Annotated in this window: 9 protein-coding genes and 1 tRNA gene; 7 read left to right on the top strand and 3 right to left on the bottom strand. The window is 42.2% G+C overall.

The window, feature by feature from the left end:
• Nucleotides 1–4: 4 nt before the first annotated feature.
• The 4 genes from AC5JM2_RS25065 to AC5JM2_RS25050 all read left to right on the top strand — a co-directional run bounded on the left by AC5JM2_RS25065 (nucleotide 5) and on the right by AC5JM2_RS25050 (nucleotide 6,669).
• Entirely contained in the window at nucleotides 5–664 is a 660-nt protein-coding gene (locus tag AC5JM2_RS25065; RefSeq protein WP_495837529.1) for an HAD-IA family hydrolase, read from the top strand.
• Nucleotides 665–1,291: 627 nt separating this feature from the next.
• A complete protein-coding gene (locus AC5JM2_RS25060; RefSeq protein ID WP_495837528.1) occupies nucleotides 1,292–4,297 on the top strand; it encodes a peptidase domain-containing ABC transporter in 3,006 nt (1,001 codons plus the stop codon).
• Nucleotides 4,298–4,401: 104 nt separating this feature from the next.
• On the top strand, nucleotides 4,402–5,994 hold the full coding sequence (locus AC5JM2_RS25055) for a beta-barrel domain-containing protein (RefSeq protein ID WP_495837527.1): 1,593 nt from the start codon (nucleotides 4,402–4,404) through the stop codon (nucleotides 5,992–5,994).
• A gap of 177 nt (nucleotides 5,995–6,171) precedes the next feature.
• Nucleotides 6,172–6,669, top strand: coding sequence for a DUF427 domain-containing protein (locus tag AC5JM2_RS25050; protein ID WP_495837526.1), 498 nt, complete (start codon nucleotides 6,172–6,174; stop codon nucleotides 6,667–6,669).
• 254 nt (nucleotides 6,670–6,923) lie between these two features.
• On the opposite strand, the gene trhO is transcribed toward AC5JM2_RS25050, so the two are convergent.
• Nucleotides 6,924–7,820: an oxygen-dependent tRNA uridine(34) hydroxylase TrhO gene (gene trhO / locus AC5JM2_RS25045; RefSeq protein ID WP_495837525.1), complete on the bottom strand. Its 897-nt coding sequence runs from the start codon at nucleotides 7,818–7,820 to the stop codon at nucleotides 6,924–6,926.
• Nucleotides 7,821–7,904: 84 nt separating this feature from the next.
• On the opposite strand from trhO, the gene AC5JM2_RS25040 reads away from it, so the two are divergent.
• The 3 genes from AC5JM2_RS25040 to AC5JM2_RS25030 all read left to right on the top strand — a co-directional run bounded on the left by AC5JM2_RS25040 (nucleotide 7,905) and on the right by AC5JM2_RS25030 (nucleotide 12,834).
• Nucleotides 7,905–7,977: transfer RNA gene (locus AC5JM2_RS25040), tRNA-Ala, on the top strand.
• 294 nt (nucleotides 7,978–8,271) lie between these two features.
• On the top strand, nucleotides 8,272–10,119 hold the full coding sequence (locus AC5JM2_RS25035) for a ShlB/FhaC/HecB family hemolysin secretion/activation protein (protein WP_495837524.1): 1,848 nt from the start codon (nucleotides 8,272–8,274) through the stop codon (nucleotides 10,117–10,119).
• A 138-nt stretch (nucleotides 10,120–10,257) separates the two neighbouring features.
• Nucleotides 10,258–12,834, top strand: a complete 2,577-nt coding sequence (locus AC5JM2_RS25030) for a CHAT domain-containing protein (RefSeq protein ID WP_495837523.1) — start codon at nucleotides 10,258–10,260, stop codon at nucleotides 12,832–12,834.
• Here the strand turns inward: AC5JM2_RS25030 and AC5JM2_RS25025 are convergent.
• Both AC5JM2_RS25025 and AC5JM2_RS25020 read right to left on the bottom strand, forming a co-directional pair.
• Nucleotides 12,831–14,219 (bottom strand): hypothetical protein, encoded by a 1,389-nt coding sequence (locus AC5JM2_RS25025; RefSeq protein WP_495837522.1) that lies wholly within the window; start codon nucleotides 14,217–14,219, stop codon nucleotides 12,831–12,833. The genes AC5JM2_RS25030 and AC5JM2_RS25025 overlap by 4 nt on opposite strands.
• Nucleotides 14,216–15,742 carry a tetratricopeptide repeat protein gene (locus AC5JM2_RS25020; RefSeq protein WP_495837521.1) on the bottom strand — a complete coding sequence of 509 codons (1,527 nt, stop codon included), beginning with the start codon at nucleotides 15,740–15,742 and terminating at the stop codon, nucleotides 14,216–14,218. Before AC5JM2_RS25020 ends, AC5JM2_RS25025 begins: the two co-directional genes overlap by 4 nt.
• Between the last annotated feature and the right edge of the window lie 250 nt (nucleotides 15,743–15,992).

The raw sequence follows: 15,992 nt of genomic DNA, 5'->3' as shown, positions 1-15,992 counted from the left end.
GTTTATGAAGGAAAAACCGCGAGTTATCTTTTTAGATGCTGTTGGCACACTTTTTGGGGTGAAAGGCAGTGTGGGAGAAATATACAGTCAGATAGCGCAGGAGTTTGGAGTCGAAGTTTGGGCTGATACCTTAAACGAAACATTTATACAGAGTTTTAAAGCTGCGCCACCACCTGTATTTCCAGATGCAGAGGAACAAGACATTCCCCAACGCGAGTTTGATTGGTGGCTTGACATTGCGCGAAACACTTTTGAACAAGCAGGTGTTATCCAGAAGTTTTCTGATTTTTCGACTTTTTTTAGTGAACTCTATATTCACTTTGGTACAGCTAATCCGTGGTTTATCTATCCCGATGTCTTGCCAGCTTTGGTTAGCTGGCGGCGGATGGGAATTGAACTGGGAATACTATCGAATTTCGATTCCCGTATTTACTCAGTGTTACAAAGTTTGGAACTCAGAGAGTTTTTCGAGTCTATTACTATTTGCACTCAAGCAGGTGCTGCCAAACCTGATAGCAAAATCTTTGCCATAGCTTTGGAAAAACATAAGTGTTCATCAGAGGCTGCATGGCACATTGGTGACAGTCTCACAGAAGATTATCACGGAGCGAGGGGAGCTGGGCTAAGAGGCATTTGGATAAATCGTCAGATAGTAGATAAATGAGCTGTTGATCCCCTTTTTCTTTGGCTACTAGTAGGTGATGTTCTAAATTATGACGGATATGGTGAGATAAGTTTTGGCTTAACTCACCCTTCGGGTTCGGCAGTTGCTAAGAAAGTGGGAAGCCCTCCGGGTTTGGGGATCGCAGTCTTGACGGTGAGTGTCGATTGCGAACCCTTTACAAGCGCTATCACTGAAGAAAAAATTCTTGCTTGTTGTTTTCATAAAAATATTTTTGTATTAATTGTAACTTTTTTGTAAAAAAGTTCGGTTTTTTCATAAAAATTCATATATAAAGTGTGAGTTTTGCTGATGTGATCAAACTCAATATTAAAAAGTTGTGAATCAACTAATGCTGGTATGAAAAAGGGTGTACTTTGTTTGTGTAGTCAAGCCAGTGCGACCTTGGAGGTTCCCTCGTTGAGTGCAACTGGCGTGTAAATTTCATTCGCTGGATACTTTACAAACATGCTCATAATATAATAAGTGGAAAGGTGCCCTCTAGGCATACAAGTATGCTTAGTTGCTATTTTTCTACGAAACAAGCATTATTAATGGCATTTTTTGAGTGTATATACTTAAAAATGTATTGATTCTTAAATAAATTAACTCCTAAGTAGTTTTTCTGATATGACCTATATTAAGAGCTCTGCTTTCCAAGAATTTATCGCCACTCTAGAGGGTTTTGATCGGTTACCACCTGAAGTTCTGGCCTCTTTATCACAACAACTCCAACCTTTGCGCTACCGTATAGGTCAAAAGATTATCGGTAAAGAACAAGTTCCTGATCGAGTCACAATCATTTATGAAGGCAAAGCTCGTCTGTTGGCATATGATCCACGTACAAATATGCCAACGACGTTGAACTTGCTCGAACCAGGCGCAGTTTTGGGCGAAATTAGTCTATTACGGCAAATTGCGTGCGAGATCACAATTGCTTCCAACGAAGTTATCTGTATAACATTTAGTGCAGCGGAGTATTTACGCTTACTTGCGATGTATCCAGCTTTTGCGGAGGCTCGTCAAAACCACTGTCATTTGATGGAAGTTTTTGATATCCTTAGTCTCCAAAAGCAAGTGCAAGCTTTAGGCAGTACCAAACTCAAAGAACTGACTCAAGACGCTTGGGCTGGAGCAAAAGTACATAACCTGCCACCAGGAAAAAGTTTATTAAATCAACCAGATAACGATTATATTTGGTTTGTCAGTGGCGGAGGAACACTCAAGGGCTTCTCTGTGGGTTCGAGATTGGAATTGAGTGATTTGCATCAAACAGTTGAGGTACAGGGGAATACTCCGGCGCGGTTGTTGGGAATGCTCAGATCTGATATGTTACTGCTAGACAGTATAGACAGACAACAGTATCCAATAGACGAGAGTGAGCCAGAGACAACAGACTTAGAGATTCCATACGCAGCGGACGAAGAGATACCACCACAACCCTCGCAGGCGCAAGAGAAACAAAAAACAAGAAAATATCCTTTTTTTGGGGGTAGGGGACAACTCAATTCGGCGATCGCCTGTTTTCAAATGTTAGCCAAACACTTGGAAATGCCGTTTCGACGGGAAGTGGTTCGCCGGATTTTCAACGAGCAGATTAACCGTCAGGGTGTGATATCGTTTCAGCTATGTGCTTACTTAGCAGAGTTAACAGGATTAAAAGTACAGTTGGTGGATGTCCCCACCTCTGCTGTTACGCGCATACCCACACCAGCCTTGATTCGTTATGGTGACAGCTATGCCGTTCTCTATGAAACAAGTGAGCGCAATATTGTTGTTGGTGTCCCATCGAAGGGAATTCTACGCTTCAAACCAGCTGAGTTTATTAGCCAGTTGGAAGTAGAAGAAAGCACTTACCCGCCCCAGTTTAGAGTCTTACTCCTGTCTCCCACGCCAGCAACCCCTCGCCAACGCTTTGGTGTACAGTGGTTTCTTCCTTATTTGTCGCGTTATCGCCGAGTCCTGATAGAAGTCTTTGTTGCTTCCTTGTTCGTACAACTGGCTGCGCTGGCGAACCCCCTAGTTGTTCAGATGATTATCGACAAAGTTATTGCCCAAAACAGTATTAGTACTCTGCATGTTTTGGGTGTTTTGTTATTAGTCGTCGGTCTGTTTGAAGCAGTGCTTACTACTTTGCGGACTTACTTATTTGTGGATACCACAAACCGCATTGATATGGGTTTGGGATCGGAAATTATCGACCATATGCTGCGTCTACCGCTACGTTATTTTGAACGCAGACCTGTGGGGGAACTTTCCACTCGCATCAATGAATTGGAAAATATTCGTCAGTTTCTGACTGGGACTGCTTTAACCGTAGGTTTAGATGCACTTTTCTCGGTGGTTTATATCATCGTGATGTTAATTTATAGCTGGAAATTAACCTTTGTTGGTTTGATAACAATTCCAGTGTTTATTGCTATTACTATGGTTGCATCTCCCACGGTCAGCAGACAACTACGGGGCAAAGCCGAACGCAATGCCGAAACTCAATCTTATTTGGTTGAGGTGATGTCAGGAATTCAAACAGTAAAAGCGCAAAATATTGAGTTACGAGCGCGTTTTTCTTGGCAAGAGCGTTATGCTCGGTATGTGGGGGCTGGCTTTAAAACTGTGGTCACTTCCACTCTTGCCAATTCAACAAGTAACTTTTTCAATAAACTCAGCAGCTTACTTGTTTTATGGGTGGGATCGTATTTGGTACTTCAAGGAGAGTTGAGCTTAGGAGAATTAATTGCTTTTAGGATAATTTCAGGTTACGTTACAAGCCCCATATTACGATTAGCTCAACTCTGGCAAAACTTCCAAGAAACTGCCTTATCTTTAGAGCGTTTAAGCGATATTGTCGATACGCCACAAGAAGCAGAGAAAGACCGTGACAATATCACATTACCTCCGGTTGTTGGATCAGTGAAATATGACAATGTTGCCTTCCGCTTTACAAACAATGGTCCATTACAACTTTGCAATGTTACTATTAATTTTCCGGCAGGTAAATTTGTTGGAATAGTCGGGCAAAGCGGTTCGGGTAAAAGTACAATGATGAAGCTGCTGCTGCGACTTTACGAACCCGAAGCTGGTAGAATTTTAATTGATGATTACGACATTGCCAAAGTAGAACTTTATTCTCTACGACGACAGCTTGGTGTCGTTCCTCAAGAGACACTGTTGTTTGATGGAACGGTTCAGGAAAATATTGCTCTCACCAATCCTGAAGCTTCAACTGAGGAAATTATTGAAGCTGCAAAAGTTGCAGTAGCGCACGAATTTATCATGAGTTTGCCCAATGGCTACAATACGCGAGTGGGCGAAAGAGGGGCTGGACTTTCTGGTGGACAAAGACAAAGAATAGCTATTGCTCGTTCTGTCTTACAAAGACCAAAATTATTAGTTTTAGACGAAGCAACGAGCGCTTTAGATTACCCTACAGAACGGCAAGTTTGTCTCAATTTAGCAGATGCATTTAAGGGGAACACAGTGTTTTTTATCACCCACCGTCTTAACACTATTAAAAATGCAGATATTATTGTGGTGATGGATGGTGGTAAAGTTATAGAACAAGGAAGCCATGATAAATTGATGGCTTTGAGAGGTCATTATTTCTACCTCTATAATCAACAAGAAGTCCAACTGTAAAAAAATCAGAAATTATGAAACTAGAAAATACCTTTGATTCATAATTCTGAAAATTCATTGTTTCTCATTTTCGTCATCTGTATCCTCATTCCCAGGTAAATACCATGACTGATTTTGATGATCGCTTTAATGGTCATAACGGTAACGGAACGTCTCAAAAAAGTAAAAAGTCTTCAAGTTCAAAAATACTTACTGCCCAATTTAAGCCCCCTAGAACATCTGAAACAGATATAAAGCGGCACAACTTTGGGCCATTAGAAGAATCTGTTGTGCTACGCCAATCTCCATTTTGGTCACGGACTATCATGATGACATTAATGGTGTTAGCCTGTTTTGGAATTGGTTGGGCATACTTTGCCAAAATAGAGCAAGTTGTTCCTGCACAAGGTCAATTGAAGCCGCAAGGAACAGTTAAAGACATCCAAGCTTCAGTTAGTGGAGTGGTCAAAGCAGTTTATGTTAAAGACGGGCAAAAAGTCAAGCCTGGAGATTTACTGCTAATTTTCGATTCTGTCACAACTAATGGTGAATTAAATTCTTTGAGAAAAGTTCGTACTTCCTTGATGCAAGAAAATCAGCTTTACCGCCGTTTGATGCAGGTTGGTTCTGGTACTGCGGCTGAAATGGAATTTTTACGAGGTAACCTATCTAGAGAAGCTGCTTTTCTTTTAAAAAATCGAGCAGCACTAGTTGCAGAAAATGAATTGTTGCGTAAGGAATTGAAAAACACTGGCGCTGTTGCAGGTTTTAATACAGAGGAACAAGAACGTCTAGCAATGGCGAAAAAAGAATTAGATTCTCGCTCTGCTGCGGCGCAATTCAAAGTCGAACAGAGCAAACAGAAACTCGCTCAAAATGAAGTTCAACTTAGCGACGCTAAAGCAAGTTTAGCAATTGAACAGTTAATTTTAGATAGAATGAAGCTCCTATCAGAAGAAGGAGCGATCGCTCAGCTTCAATATCTACAACAAAAGAAAAAAGTCCAAAATCTGGCAGCACAAGCAGCACAATCTGTTAAAGAAGATCAACGCCTGAAGTATGAAATTCAACAGGGACAACAAGAGACAACAAATACAGTCGCTGTTTCTGGTAAAAACGTCCAGGAAAAGATAGCTGATAACAACAAGCGTGTTGCCGAGATTGATAGCCAAATTTCTAGAATTCTGCTTGAGAATGAGAAGCAACTAGCTGATTTGAATAGCAAGATATTACAAGCGCAAACAAATATTAAATACCAAGAGATTCACGCTCCTGTCTCTGGGGTTGTTTTTGATCTGCAAGCTAAAAACCCTGGTTTTGTGGCAAACAACAGTCAGAAGCTCTTGACAATTGTGCCAAACGAGAACTTTATTGCAGAAGCTTTTGTCACGAACAAAGATATTGGTTTTGTTAAGGAAGGAATGAAAGTTGATGTGAGAGTTGATTCATTTCCTTACAGCGAGTTTGGTGACATAAAAGGAGATGTCGTTTCTGTTGGTTCTGATGCATTACCACCAGATCAAACACACCAATATTATCGTTTTCCTGTCAAAATTCATTTAAACCAACAATCTTTGAATGCTAAAGGTAGAAAAATATCTTTGCAATCAGGTATGTCAATTAACGCGAATATTAAAGTACGAGAAGAACGGACAGTCATGAGTTTATTTACTGAATTGTTTACCAAGGAAGTTGACAGTCTTAAAGAAGTTCGTTGAGCCATTCAAAATAAACCTAGCTTGAAAATAGAACTCAGAACAAGGAAGGGAAGAAATCTTTTTCATGCTTGGTTGTTCGATTTTCCCGTACAAGGCTCGCTTGAAAAGAAAATCACAGATTAATAATGATTGATCTCGTGTTAATCTGTGATTCGACATCGCATTATATAATCCAAAATGTTTAGACCCCAACGCATTGAACCTAGTCCTGGACAAGAGTCAGTGTGGGACTATCCTCGTCCACCTCGGCTTGAGGATACTGATAAACATATCCAAATCATTTTTAACGGTGTCAGTATTGCAGACACTCACCGTGCTAAGCGTGTTTTAGAAACCAGCCATCCACCTAGTTACTACATCCCGCCTGAGGATATCAAAATGGAATACTTCTTACTCACACCACAATCTAGTTTTTGTGAGTGGAAGGGACGCGCTGGTTACTACACAATTCGTGTCGCTGAGAAAGAACTCCAGAACGTTGCATGGTTCTATCCCAATCCTACACCTGCCTTTGCGTCAATTAAAGACTATGTTGCTTTGTATGCTCATGTTATGGATGCTTGTTACGTTAATGGAGAAAAAGTGCAACCGCAACCAGGGAATTTTTACGGTGGTTGGATAACGAGTGATATTGTTGGACCTTTTAAAGGTGAACCCGGAAGTTGGGAATGGTGAGGTAATACCAATTCAAAATTCAAAATGGACTGCGTCCCGTTGCGCTAACAAAATTCGTCTTGAAAAGTTTTGCGCCGGGAAACCCGGACGCGCAAACTTTTCGCAAAATTAAGAAAGCCAGATATAACGAGGTTTGAGACTGTGTATCTGTCGCATTCTTTTTTCAAATTGGTGTAATTAACAATTAAAAATGGACTGCGTCCTGCTGCGCTAACAAAATTCAAAATTCCAGACATTTGAGGTTTTGAATTAATCTACAAATCCCCGATCTTCTTTCTAGCCAAATCCAACTGTCGTTTTTTCTCCTGTTGACGCGCCTTTTTATCTTCCGAAAGAGTATCAAAACAAGATGGACAAGAAACGCCTTCTTGGTACTTGGAAGATGATTTATCAGCCTCAGAAATGGGATGTCCGCAACTTGGGCACATATCATAACTACCTGGTTCTAACCCATGACGCACAGCGATGCGTTGATCAAAGACAAAACACTCACCATCCCAGAAACTCTCAGACTCTGGGACTTCTTCTAAATATTTGAGAATCCCACCTTTGAGGTGATAAACTTCTTGAAACCCTTGGGACAGCATAAAGGAAGAAGCTTTTTCGCAGCGAATTCCCCCAGTACAAAACAGGGCAACCTTTTTATGCTTGTTGGGATCGAGGTGGTTGTGAACATACTCTGGAAATTCAGCGAATGATTCAGTTTGAGGATTTTGCGCTTTTTTGAAGGTTCCGATACTCACCTCATAATCGTTGCGGGTGTCAATCACGGTGACTTGTGGATCCGAAATCAGAGTATTCCAATCTTTGGGGTTGACATAAGTACCCACTTGTTGATTGGGATCAACCCCTGGTAATCCGATAGTAACAATTTCTTTTTTCAAACGCACTTTCATCCGGTCAAATGGTGGATCATCAGCATAAGACTCTTTGTGTTCCAAGTCTGCTAAGCGAGAGTCTGATCGCAAAAAGGAGAGAAGGCAGTCAATTGCTTGACGAGAACCTGCCACTGTAGCGTTAATGCCTTCTGGTGCTAATAGAATTGTTCCCTTAACGTTATGGGCTTGGCATAAAGAAAGCAGAGGGTATTGTTTCTGTGCAAAGTCTTGCAACTTAACAAATTTATATAGTGCTGCAACAACTATGGTCATTTTTTTGTTAATCCCCTTTCGCAAAACAATAATATTAGGTTAAAATAACAACGTCAGATAAATGACCATTCATTGACCTATTAAGGGGGTATAGCTCAGTTGGTAGAGCGCCTGCTTTGCAAGCAGGATGTCAGGAGTTCGAGTCTCCTTACCTCCATCAATCTTTTTTGTATTCTATCCAAGAATTGGGAGTTTCAGATACTGCTAACCTCCCTTTCAAGCATGCTGTGACGTACTCCCACAAGATTGCAAAAGTCATCTTGTTTCATTTTTGTCGGAAAGAGACGAAAAATAGCGCCAATTCTAGCTATTCATCACAGAAAATAATAATCCAACTTTGTGCCCTAGAACTCCGATTCCTCTAAAATTATCGAATCACAAACATTGATTGTTGATGCCTAAAAACTAGCACTAAATTCTGTTTGTTACCCCATATCACTTCCCTGTTGTCATGCTCGCTAAAAGTTGCAAAAATTTAGGGTTCTATAAATACTGCTATAGTTTGAACTTGGTTCCAATCATCGTTGCGATACGCGTAGCGTCAAGCCTTTGGCTTATCGCCCCTTGGGCGGCTGCCTTTGGGAGTATCGCACCTAGCAAGGCAAAGCCCATCTCACAATCACTACAAGCACAAGTTATCAATACAACGCCAATACAAACTCCACCCCAAGCGCCTCTACAACGGGATAATCAGCCGCCTTCTACCCAGCCAATTCCAGAACAAGCGCCTCCCTCCCCCTTACCACCACCAGATCAATTACTTCCTCCACCCACCACAACACCCGCCACTCCCGAACAGCCAATACCTAATGATGTTTCTCAAACCATCACTGTTAAAAAATTTGAAGTCACAGGTAGTACAGTCTTTAGCCCTAAAGATTTTGCCAAAATTACGACACCATACATCAACCGCCCAATTACACTTGCAGAATTATTCGAGATACGAACGAAAATCACACAACTGTATCTTGAGAAAGGATACATCACATCTGGAGCCTTTATTCCACCACAGAAGCTTCAAGAAGGAATCGTAGAAATCCGAGTGGTTGAGGGTTATCTGGAGAACATAAAAGTATCAGGAACACGGAGACTCAATCCTGGCTACGTGCGAAGTCGCATTGCCCTAGCGACAGGCAAACCTTTGAACCGAGAACGTCTACTGGAAGCATTGCAACTTTTGCAACTCAATCCCCTGATTAGCAACCTGTCTGCTGAACTATCTGCAGGTTCGCGTCCGGGGGTAAATTTGTTAGAAGTGAAGGTTAAAGAGGCAGATACTTTTAACGTACAAATTGCCCTAGATAATGGGCGTTCTCCGGCTGTAGGTAGTTTCCGTCGGCAAATCCAAGTCAGTGAAGCCAATCTTTTTGGATGGGGCGATGGCGTTGTTGCTAGTTATACTAATACTGATGGTAGCAATGCTTTTGATTTTAGCTACTCTGTTCCTTTTAATGCCCACAATGGTACTGTTAGCTTTAGCTTTGGTTTTTCTGATAGCGATATCATCGAAAGACCTTTTAGTGTGCTTGATATTCAATCCGACTCTACCTACTACGAACTCACACTACGCCAGCCCATCATCCAATCTCCAACTCAGGAATTAGCATTAGGTGTGAGTGCAAGTCGGCGGGAAAGCGAAGCAAGTCTAAACCCAGAGGGTGAGAAGATTCCCTTTCCAGCTTTTGGCGCAGATGAGGAAGGAAAGACGCGAGTCACAGCTGTGCGTTTTTTTCAAGAATGGACCCAGCGCAGCAGTCAGGAAGTTCTTGCCTTTCGTTCTCAGTTCAGTTTGGGACTTGACGCTTTTGATGCCAATAGTTTCTTCGCTTGGAGAGGACAAGCACAGTGGGTGCGCTTATTGGCTCGCGATACCGTGCTATTACTGAGAGGAGACGTACAATTTGCAGACCGACCGCTTGTTCCATTTGAACAATTTAGCTTAGGTGGTATAGAAAGTGTCCGAGGCTACCGCCAAGATGCTTTATTAACAGACAATGGTATATTTGCTTCTGCTGAAGTGCGAATTCCCATTGTTCGCTTCTCTGGACGCAATAACCTTTTGCAAGTCACCCCCTTCTTTGATGTTGGCACAGGCTGGAACCGTTCTGGTAGACAGGGTACTAATTTGCAGCTAGAAGATAATACACTTGTTTCTGGGGGGTTAGGGTTGCGTCTACAACTTGAAAACTGGCTGACTGCCCGCTTGGACTGGGGTATTCCGATAATTTCTATACCAGGGGAGAAAAATACATGGCAGGAAAACGGTTTGTATTTTTCTATCATTGTTAATCCTTTTTAACAGTTATCAGTTATCAGTTATCAGTTATCAGGTAGGAAACGTACTCTTCCATTCCTTGTTCACTGTTCACTGTTCACTGTTCACTGATTTAATTTACTCATTAGTTTTCTTGTACTGCTCCTAAGCAGAAAGAAGTATATGAACAGACACAATTTCATCCGGTATTACTTGGTTTTGGCTTTTATAACCGCTTTGTTGTGTGTCCTTGGTTCACCTGTGTTGGCAAAACTTCCTGCCTCACCTGCTCCTCCTACTTCTTTACAGCAAGAGGGAAAAGTGCTGTATGATAATGGACGGTATGCTGAAACTGTGCAGGTATTGCAGCAACAAGCTTTGCAATACCGATCGCAAGGAGATAATCTCAGACTTGCTGCAACTTTGAGTAACCTTTGTTTGGCTTACCAACAACTTGGTGCGTGGAATGATGCAAAGCAGGCGATCGCACAAAGCTTAAATATTTTAGGATATCCGCAGCAGCAGATAAAAGGACAAGCACACCCGAAACTTAAAGTTCTTGCCCAAAGTCTTGATATACTAGGTCGTTTGCAACTCGTAACAGGACAACCACAAGAGGCTTTGGTAACTTGGCAGGACGCGCAAAAGGTTTATAGCAATATTGATGATAAAAATGGCGTCGTGCGATCGCGCATCAATCAAGCAGAAGCATTGCGAACTCAAGGTTTTTACCGTCGTGCAGAAAAAACCCTGGAAGATGTTTCTAAAATTTTACAATCACAGCCAGACTCTATAGAAAAGACAGTTGGGTTGCGATCGCTTGGTGATGTCCTTCAGGTAGTAGGTAAACTGAAAGATTCTCAAGATGCTTTACAACAAAGTCTGGAAATTGCCCAACGCCTGAAATCTCCAGCCCAGATCGGCGCAAGTCTTTTTAGTTTAGGAAATAACGCCACTACACAGCAGCAAACACAACAAGCAATAGAATTTTATCAAAAAACAGTTAAAGTATCTCCCTCACCTCTGACAAAAGTCCAAGCGCAACTCAATCAGTTGACTCTTCTGATTGAGAATCAACAATTAGCACAAGCGCAAACTCTGATACCATTGATTCAACCCCAACTCGACACACTCCCCCTGACTCGTTCTGCTATCTACGCTCGGATTAACTTTGCTCATAGTCTCGGGAAGTTAGGAGGACAAACACTCACGCCATCTTTCTCTACTCAACTGCTGACTACTGCTGTTCAACAAGCCCGCGATTTGGGTGACAAGCAATCAGAGGCATATGCTTTGGGAAGTTTGGGTGGTTTCTACGAAAAAACTGGGCAGTGGTTCGAGGCGCAAAATTTAACGCAACAAGCGTTACTATTAGCACAGGCAAGTCACGCACCAGAAATTGCTTATCGCTGGCAATGGCAACTAGGAAGATTACTCAAGGCAAAAGGAGATATAAAGAAAGCGATCGCAGCCTACGATACTGCTGTGGACACTCTCCAATCTTTGCGCAGTGACTTAGCAGCAGTGACACAAGATGTACAATTCTCTTTTCGAGATAGTGTAGAACCTGTTTATCGGCAATCAGTAGGATTACTGCTAAAAGAGCAACAAAGACAACCATCAAACAAAAATTTAGAAAAAGCTCGTCAGCAAATTGAAGCATTACAATTAGCAGAATTAGACAATTTCTTTCGGCAAGCTTGCTTACTCGGTCAAAAAGTTCTACTCGACAAAGTGGTAGATCGAGATAACCCCACCGCTGCTATTCTTTACCCGATTATTCTTGAAGACGAACTTCAAGTTATTGTCAAAATCCCTAAACAACCCTTGCAACACTATAGCACCAAGATTAGCCAAGCCGAAGTGGAAAAAATTGTCGGCGAACTGCGGCAGAATCTTGTCCAACCATATGCGATTAAAGCATTCAAAACCCAGTCGCAACAGGTGTATAATTGGTTGATCAAACCAATTGAGTCTCAACTGCAAAAGAGTGGCGTGAATACCCTCGTGTTTATACCGGATGGAGCGTTGCGCAATATACCGCCATCTGCACTTTACGATGGCAAGCAATATTTAGTGGAGAAATATGCGATCGCCCTAAGCATAGGTTTGCAACTTCAAAATCCCAAACCCCTAGCGCGGGGGCGGCTGAACGCTCTCACCGCAGGGCTGACTCAACCGCCACTGGGATATAGCCAATTTTCACCCTTACCTGCAATTAAGACAGAGTTAAACCTGATAGCCCAAGCTGGAATATCAACAACCAGCCTTTTGGATCAGCAATTCACCAAACAAGCTTGGATGAGCAAAGTGAATGCTACTCGCTTCAACATTTTACATCTGGCAACACACGGTCAGTTTAGTTCACGTGCTGATCAGACTTTTATCTTAGCTGCTAATGGTCCAATTAACGTTATAGATTTCGACAATATCCTGCGTACGCGGGATGAAAAGAAACCAGAAGGTGTGCAACTGTTGGTTTTAAGTGCTTGTCAAACAGCAGCCGGAGACAACCGTGCAGCTTTAGGTTTAGCTGGTGCAGCCTTCAAAGCAGGCGCACGCAGTACACTAGCATCCTTGTGGCAAATTGATGATGAATCAACAGCACAGTTTGTTGGTGCTTTTTATACACAGTTGAAGAACGCCAATATGACTAAAGCACAAGCTCTGCGTGTTGCTCAGCTACAACTATTGAAACATCCTAACTACAGTTCTCCCAGCTTTTGGTCTGCTTATGTTTTAATTGGTAATTGGCTTTAACTTGTCCTCTTATTTCTTTGAGTCCAAAGCCAAGCCAAACAGCCAAAAAACAAGGTAGCCAAAAGACTCAATAATAAGGATGCGTAAAGCGGGTTTTTAGGAAGTATGGTACTTAGGGGTTGGTTAATTTTGTCTATATGTTGAGTGACAACGCCAGAGACGATCGCACCTGCACCTAAGCCGACACCGACGATTTGGATCGTGTTTTCCAAAGAGCGATCGCTCTCGGCTTGTTCTGTTTCTACAATACCTCGGATAGTATCAATCATCCGTCCGAACAACTCTTGAGCAGGGGTAAGGTAGTTAATATCGGTTTGTATTTGTTGTTGCCATTGCTGACAGAAGCGATTGAAAAAATCTTGCCATAATTTAGGGCTGTCTCCTGCAATATCAGTGATTTTTTTTAAGCAAATACCGTAATTACTAATATTTGTAGTAATGGCTGTATGATGAGCTTGCAAGTCTCGCAGACAACGGGCATAGTCAAGGTTTTTTTGTGGGATTTGTGCCAGCAATTTTTTGAGTTTTGATAGCTGTATTTGAGAGTCAGCCATCAGTTTTGAAAATTCTTCTGTTTTCTTCTCTAAATCGCTGTAAATTGCTCGTGCTTCTGAGGAACAGTTACGAGCTTCCTGAGAAATATAGAGAATTTTATGATAGCAACAGAGTAAATTTAGCAGCCAGTCGTAGCTTTTTCCCGCCAGTTCTGCTGTTTGAGCATTACTATTATTTAGGAAGACGTAAATTTGACATTGTTTAGCATAACTGTAGGGTTCATTGGGGTCAGCTGCCTGATATTCAAATAAAAGACTACCAAATAGTTTGTCTTCATTCACTGAAACTGGGTTGAAGTTCGTTCCTGCTAGCAACTTGTCTACATATTCATAAGCAAGTTTGTGACACTCGTCTTTAGTTGCATCTACTTCCCCATAAATCCATAAAGTTTGTCCTAGAGATGCTTGAATATGAGATGGTAGTAGATAGCTTGGCTTGAAGTATTGCAGTTCGTCTACGCTAATCGAGATATTTGACGGTTCTGGGACAAGAGTGAGGTCAGCTGCATAAGTATCGTTAAGTAGGAAAGGCTGAAGATTGGCGTTAATGTTAAATTTTTTTGTTGCATCAATACTTCCTAAATCTAAACTTCCAGAATCTGTCAACCAGTCAGTTTGTCGCCCTTGTTCAAGCTTAGAATCGTATTTGCCGTTTTGGTAGCAAATGAGCTTTGAGCGTAAATCTTTCAAGCCAGAAAACGGTAGTGAACCTTCACCCAGTTTTACCAGATTTTCCCACAAAAGTTTGGTATCACTGGCAACTTCATCGGGAGCATCAGTGAGGGTGTGGCGTAGATGAAACGCATAGAGACTAAGAGTGAAATTATTCACGGCTTCTTGTCAGGTGGGTAGTCAGATAAAGGGGAGTTTTTCTTAATACAATTAATCAACAATTCTCTAGAAGAATTCTGTGCTTTGTCACCCTTGATTCTGTTACAGTAAGCACTCCCCAGATTATTTTGCGTCATTGTCCATTGTTGAGGAAAGCTGTTGCGGGTATAAACTTCCAAAGCAGCAGAGTTGAATGCGATCGCGTCCTCAAGATTCTGTGTTCTATCCCCATAGATTCTGTTAAGATAAGCACCTGCCAGGTTATTTTGTGTCATCGCCCAATCTTGCGGGAAAGCGTCACGGGTTCTGACTTCCAAAGCCGCAGAGTAGAATGCGATCGCATCCTCAAGATTCTGTGGTCTATCCCCATTGATTCTCTTAAGATAGGCACTTCCCAGATTATTTTGTGTCGTAGCCCAATCTTGAGGTAAAGCGTTGCAGGTTCTAACTTTCAACGCGCAGGTATACGCTGTGATTGCATCTTCAAGATTTTGTGCTTTATCCCCGCGTATTCTCTCAGAGTAAGCATTCCCCAGATTATTTTGTGTCATTGCCCATTGTTGAGGGAAAGCATCACGGGTATAAACTTCTAACGCGGCTGTATAAGCAGTGATCGCATCTTCAAGATTCTGTGCTTTATCCCCACTGATTCTGTCAAAGTAGGCATTCCCCAGATTATTTTGCGTCATCGCCCATAATTGGGGGAAGGTGTGGTGGGTTAAAACTTCCAATGCGGCGGTGAAAGCAGCGATTGCATGTTCAAGATTCTGTGCTTTATCCCCGCGTGTTCTGCTACGATAGGCTGTCCCCAGATTATTTTGTGTAGTTGCCCAATCTTGAGGGAAGGCGTTATGAGTATAAACTTTCAACGCACTGGTGTAAGCAGCGATTGCATCTTCAAGATTCTGTGCTTTATCCCCCCATATTCTGTCACAGTAGACGTTTGCTAGACTATTTTGCACCATTGCCCAATTTTGGGGGAAGGTATCACGAGTAAACACGCTTAACACGACTTCATAACCACTTATCGCAATTTCCATGTTGCTGGCTTTGTCACCCAAGGGAAATTCCTGAATCAGCTTACTAAATTTGCCAATATCTACGGCGATGGATTGTGCTACATCTGTCTCCATTTCTGGCAAGGTCGTTGTCGCCCAACGCCACAAGAGTTCCGCTAAAGTATAGTTGAGATATTGTCTATTTTCTAAAAACAACGGGTAAACTACCCGCGCCTCACCTTTGCTTTCTGCTGTTGCTCGAAGTATATTCATCAAGAATTCTAGATGAGCGTGTAAGTCCTCTTCTGAAGTGTTCGCAATAGTTGATGGGGGTAAATTCAAAGCTTTCCTCAACTGAATTGCCAGATTTGTCAACCAATTCGCTGTATTTTTATCTCCTTGCTGTGATGCAAATTCTGCCACGCCTTCCAGCATCTGCAATAACTCAGCATCAAGTAAATCTTGGTTAGCCTGTAAAATCTCTGTGGCGCTGTTGGATTTCTCTAATCCCAGCGATTTAGTCAATTACCTGGGGAATATCTCCTAAATCATAAGCCCTACAGGCACGAGAAAGAAGATCCCCGACTTCTCAATAGGCTTGGTGATAAGATCCCCCCGCCTGCGGCGACCCCTTAAAAAGGGGGTAAATGGGTAAAATAGCCGCCCTGCTTTTTAAGGGGGGTTGGGGGGATCTCCCGACAGCCACGCGACTGGCGTGTCATCAGAAATCGCAGATCGTTTTTCAATTTCCGATGGGAATACTAAATAAGGTTCT

It is taken from the genome of Brasilonema angustatum, from assembly GCF_059505445.1.
The sequence above is the reverse complement of the archived record's forward strand: the minus strand, read 5'-3'. Positions and strand labels throughout refer to the sequence as shown.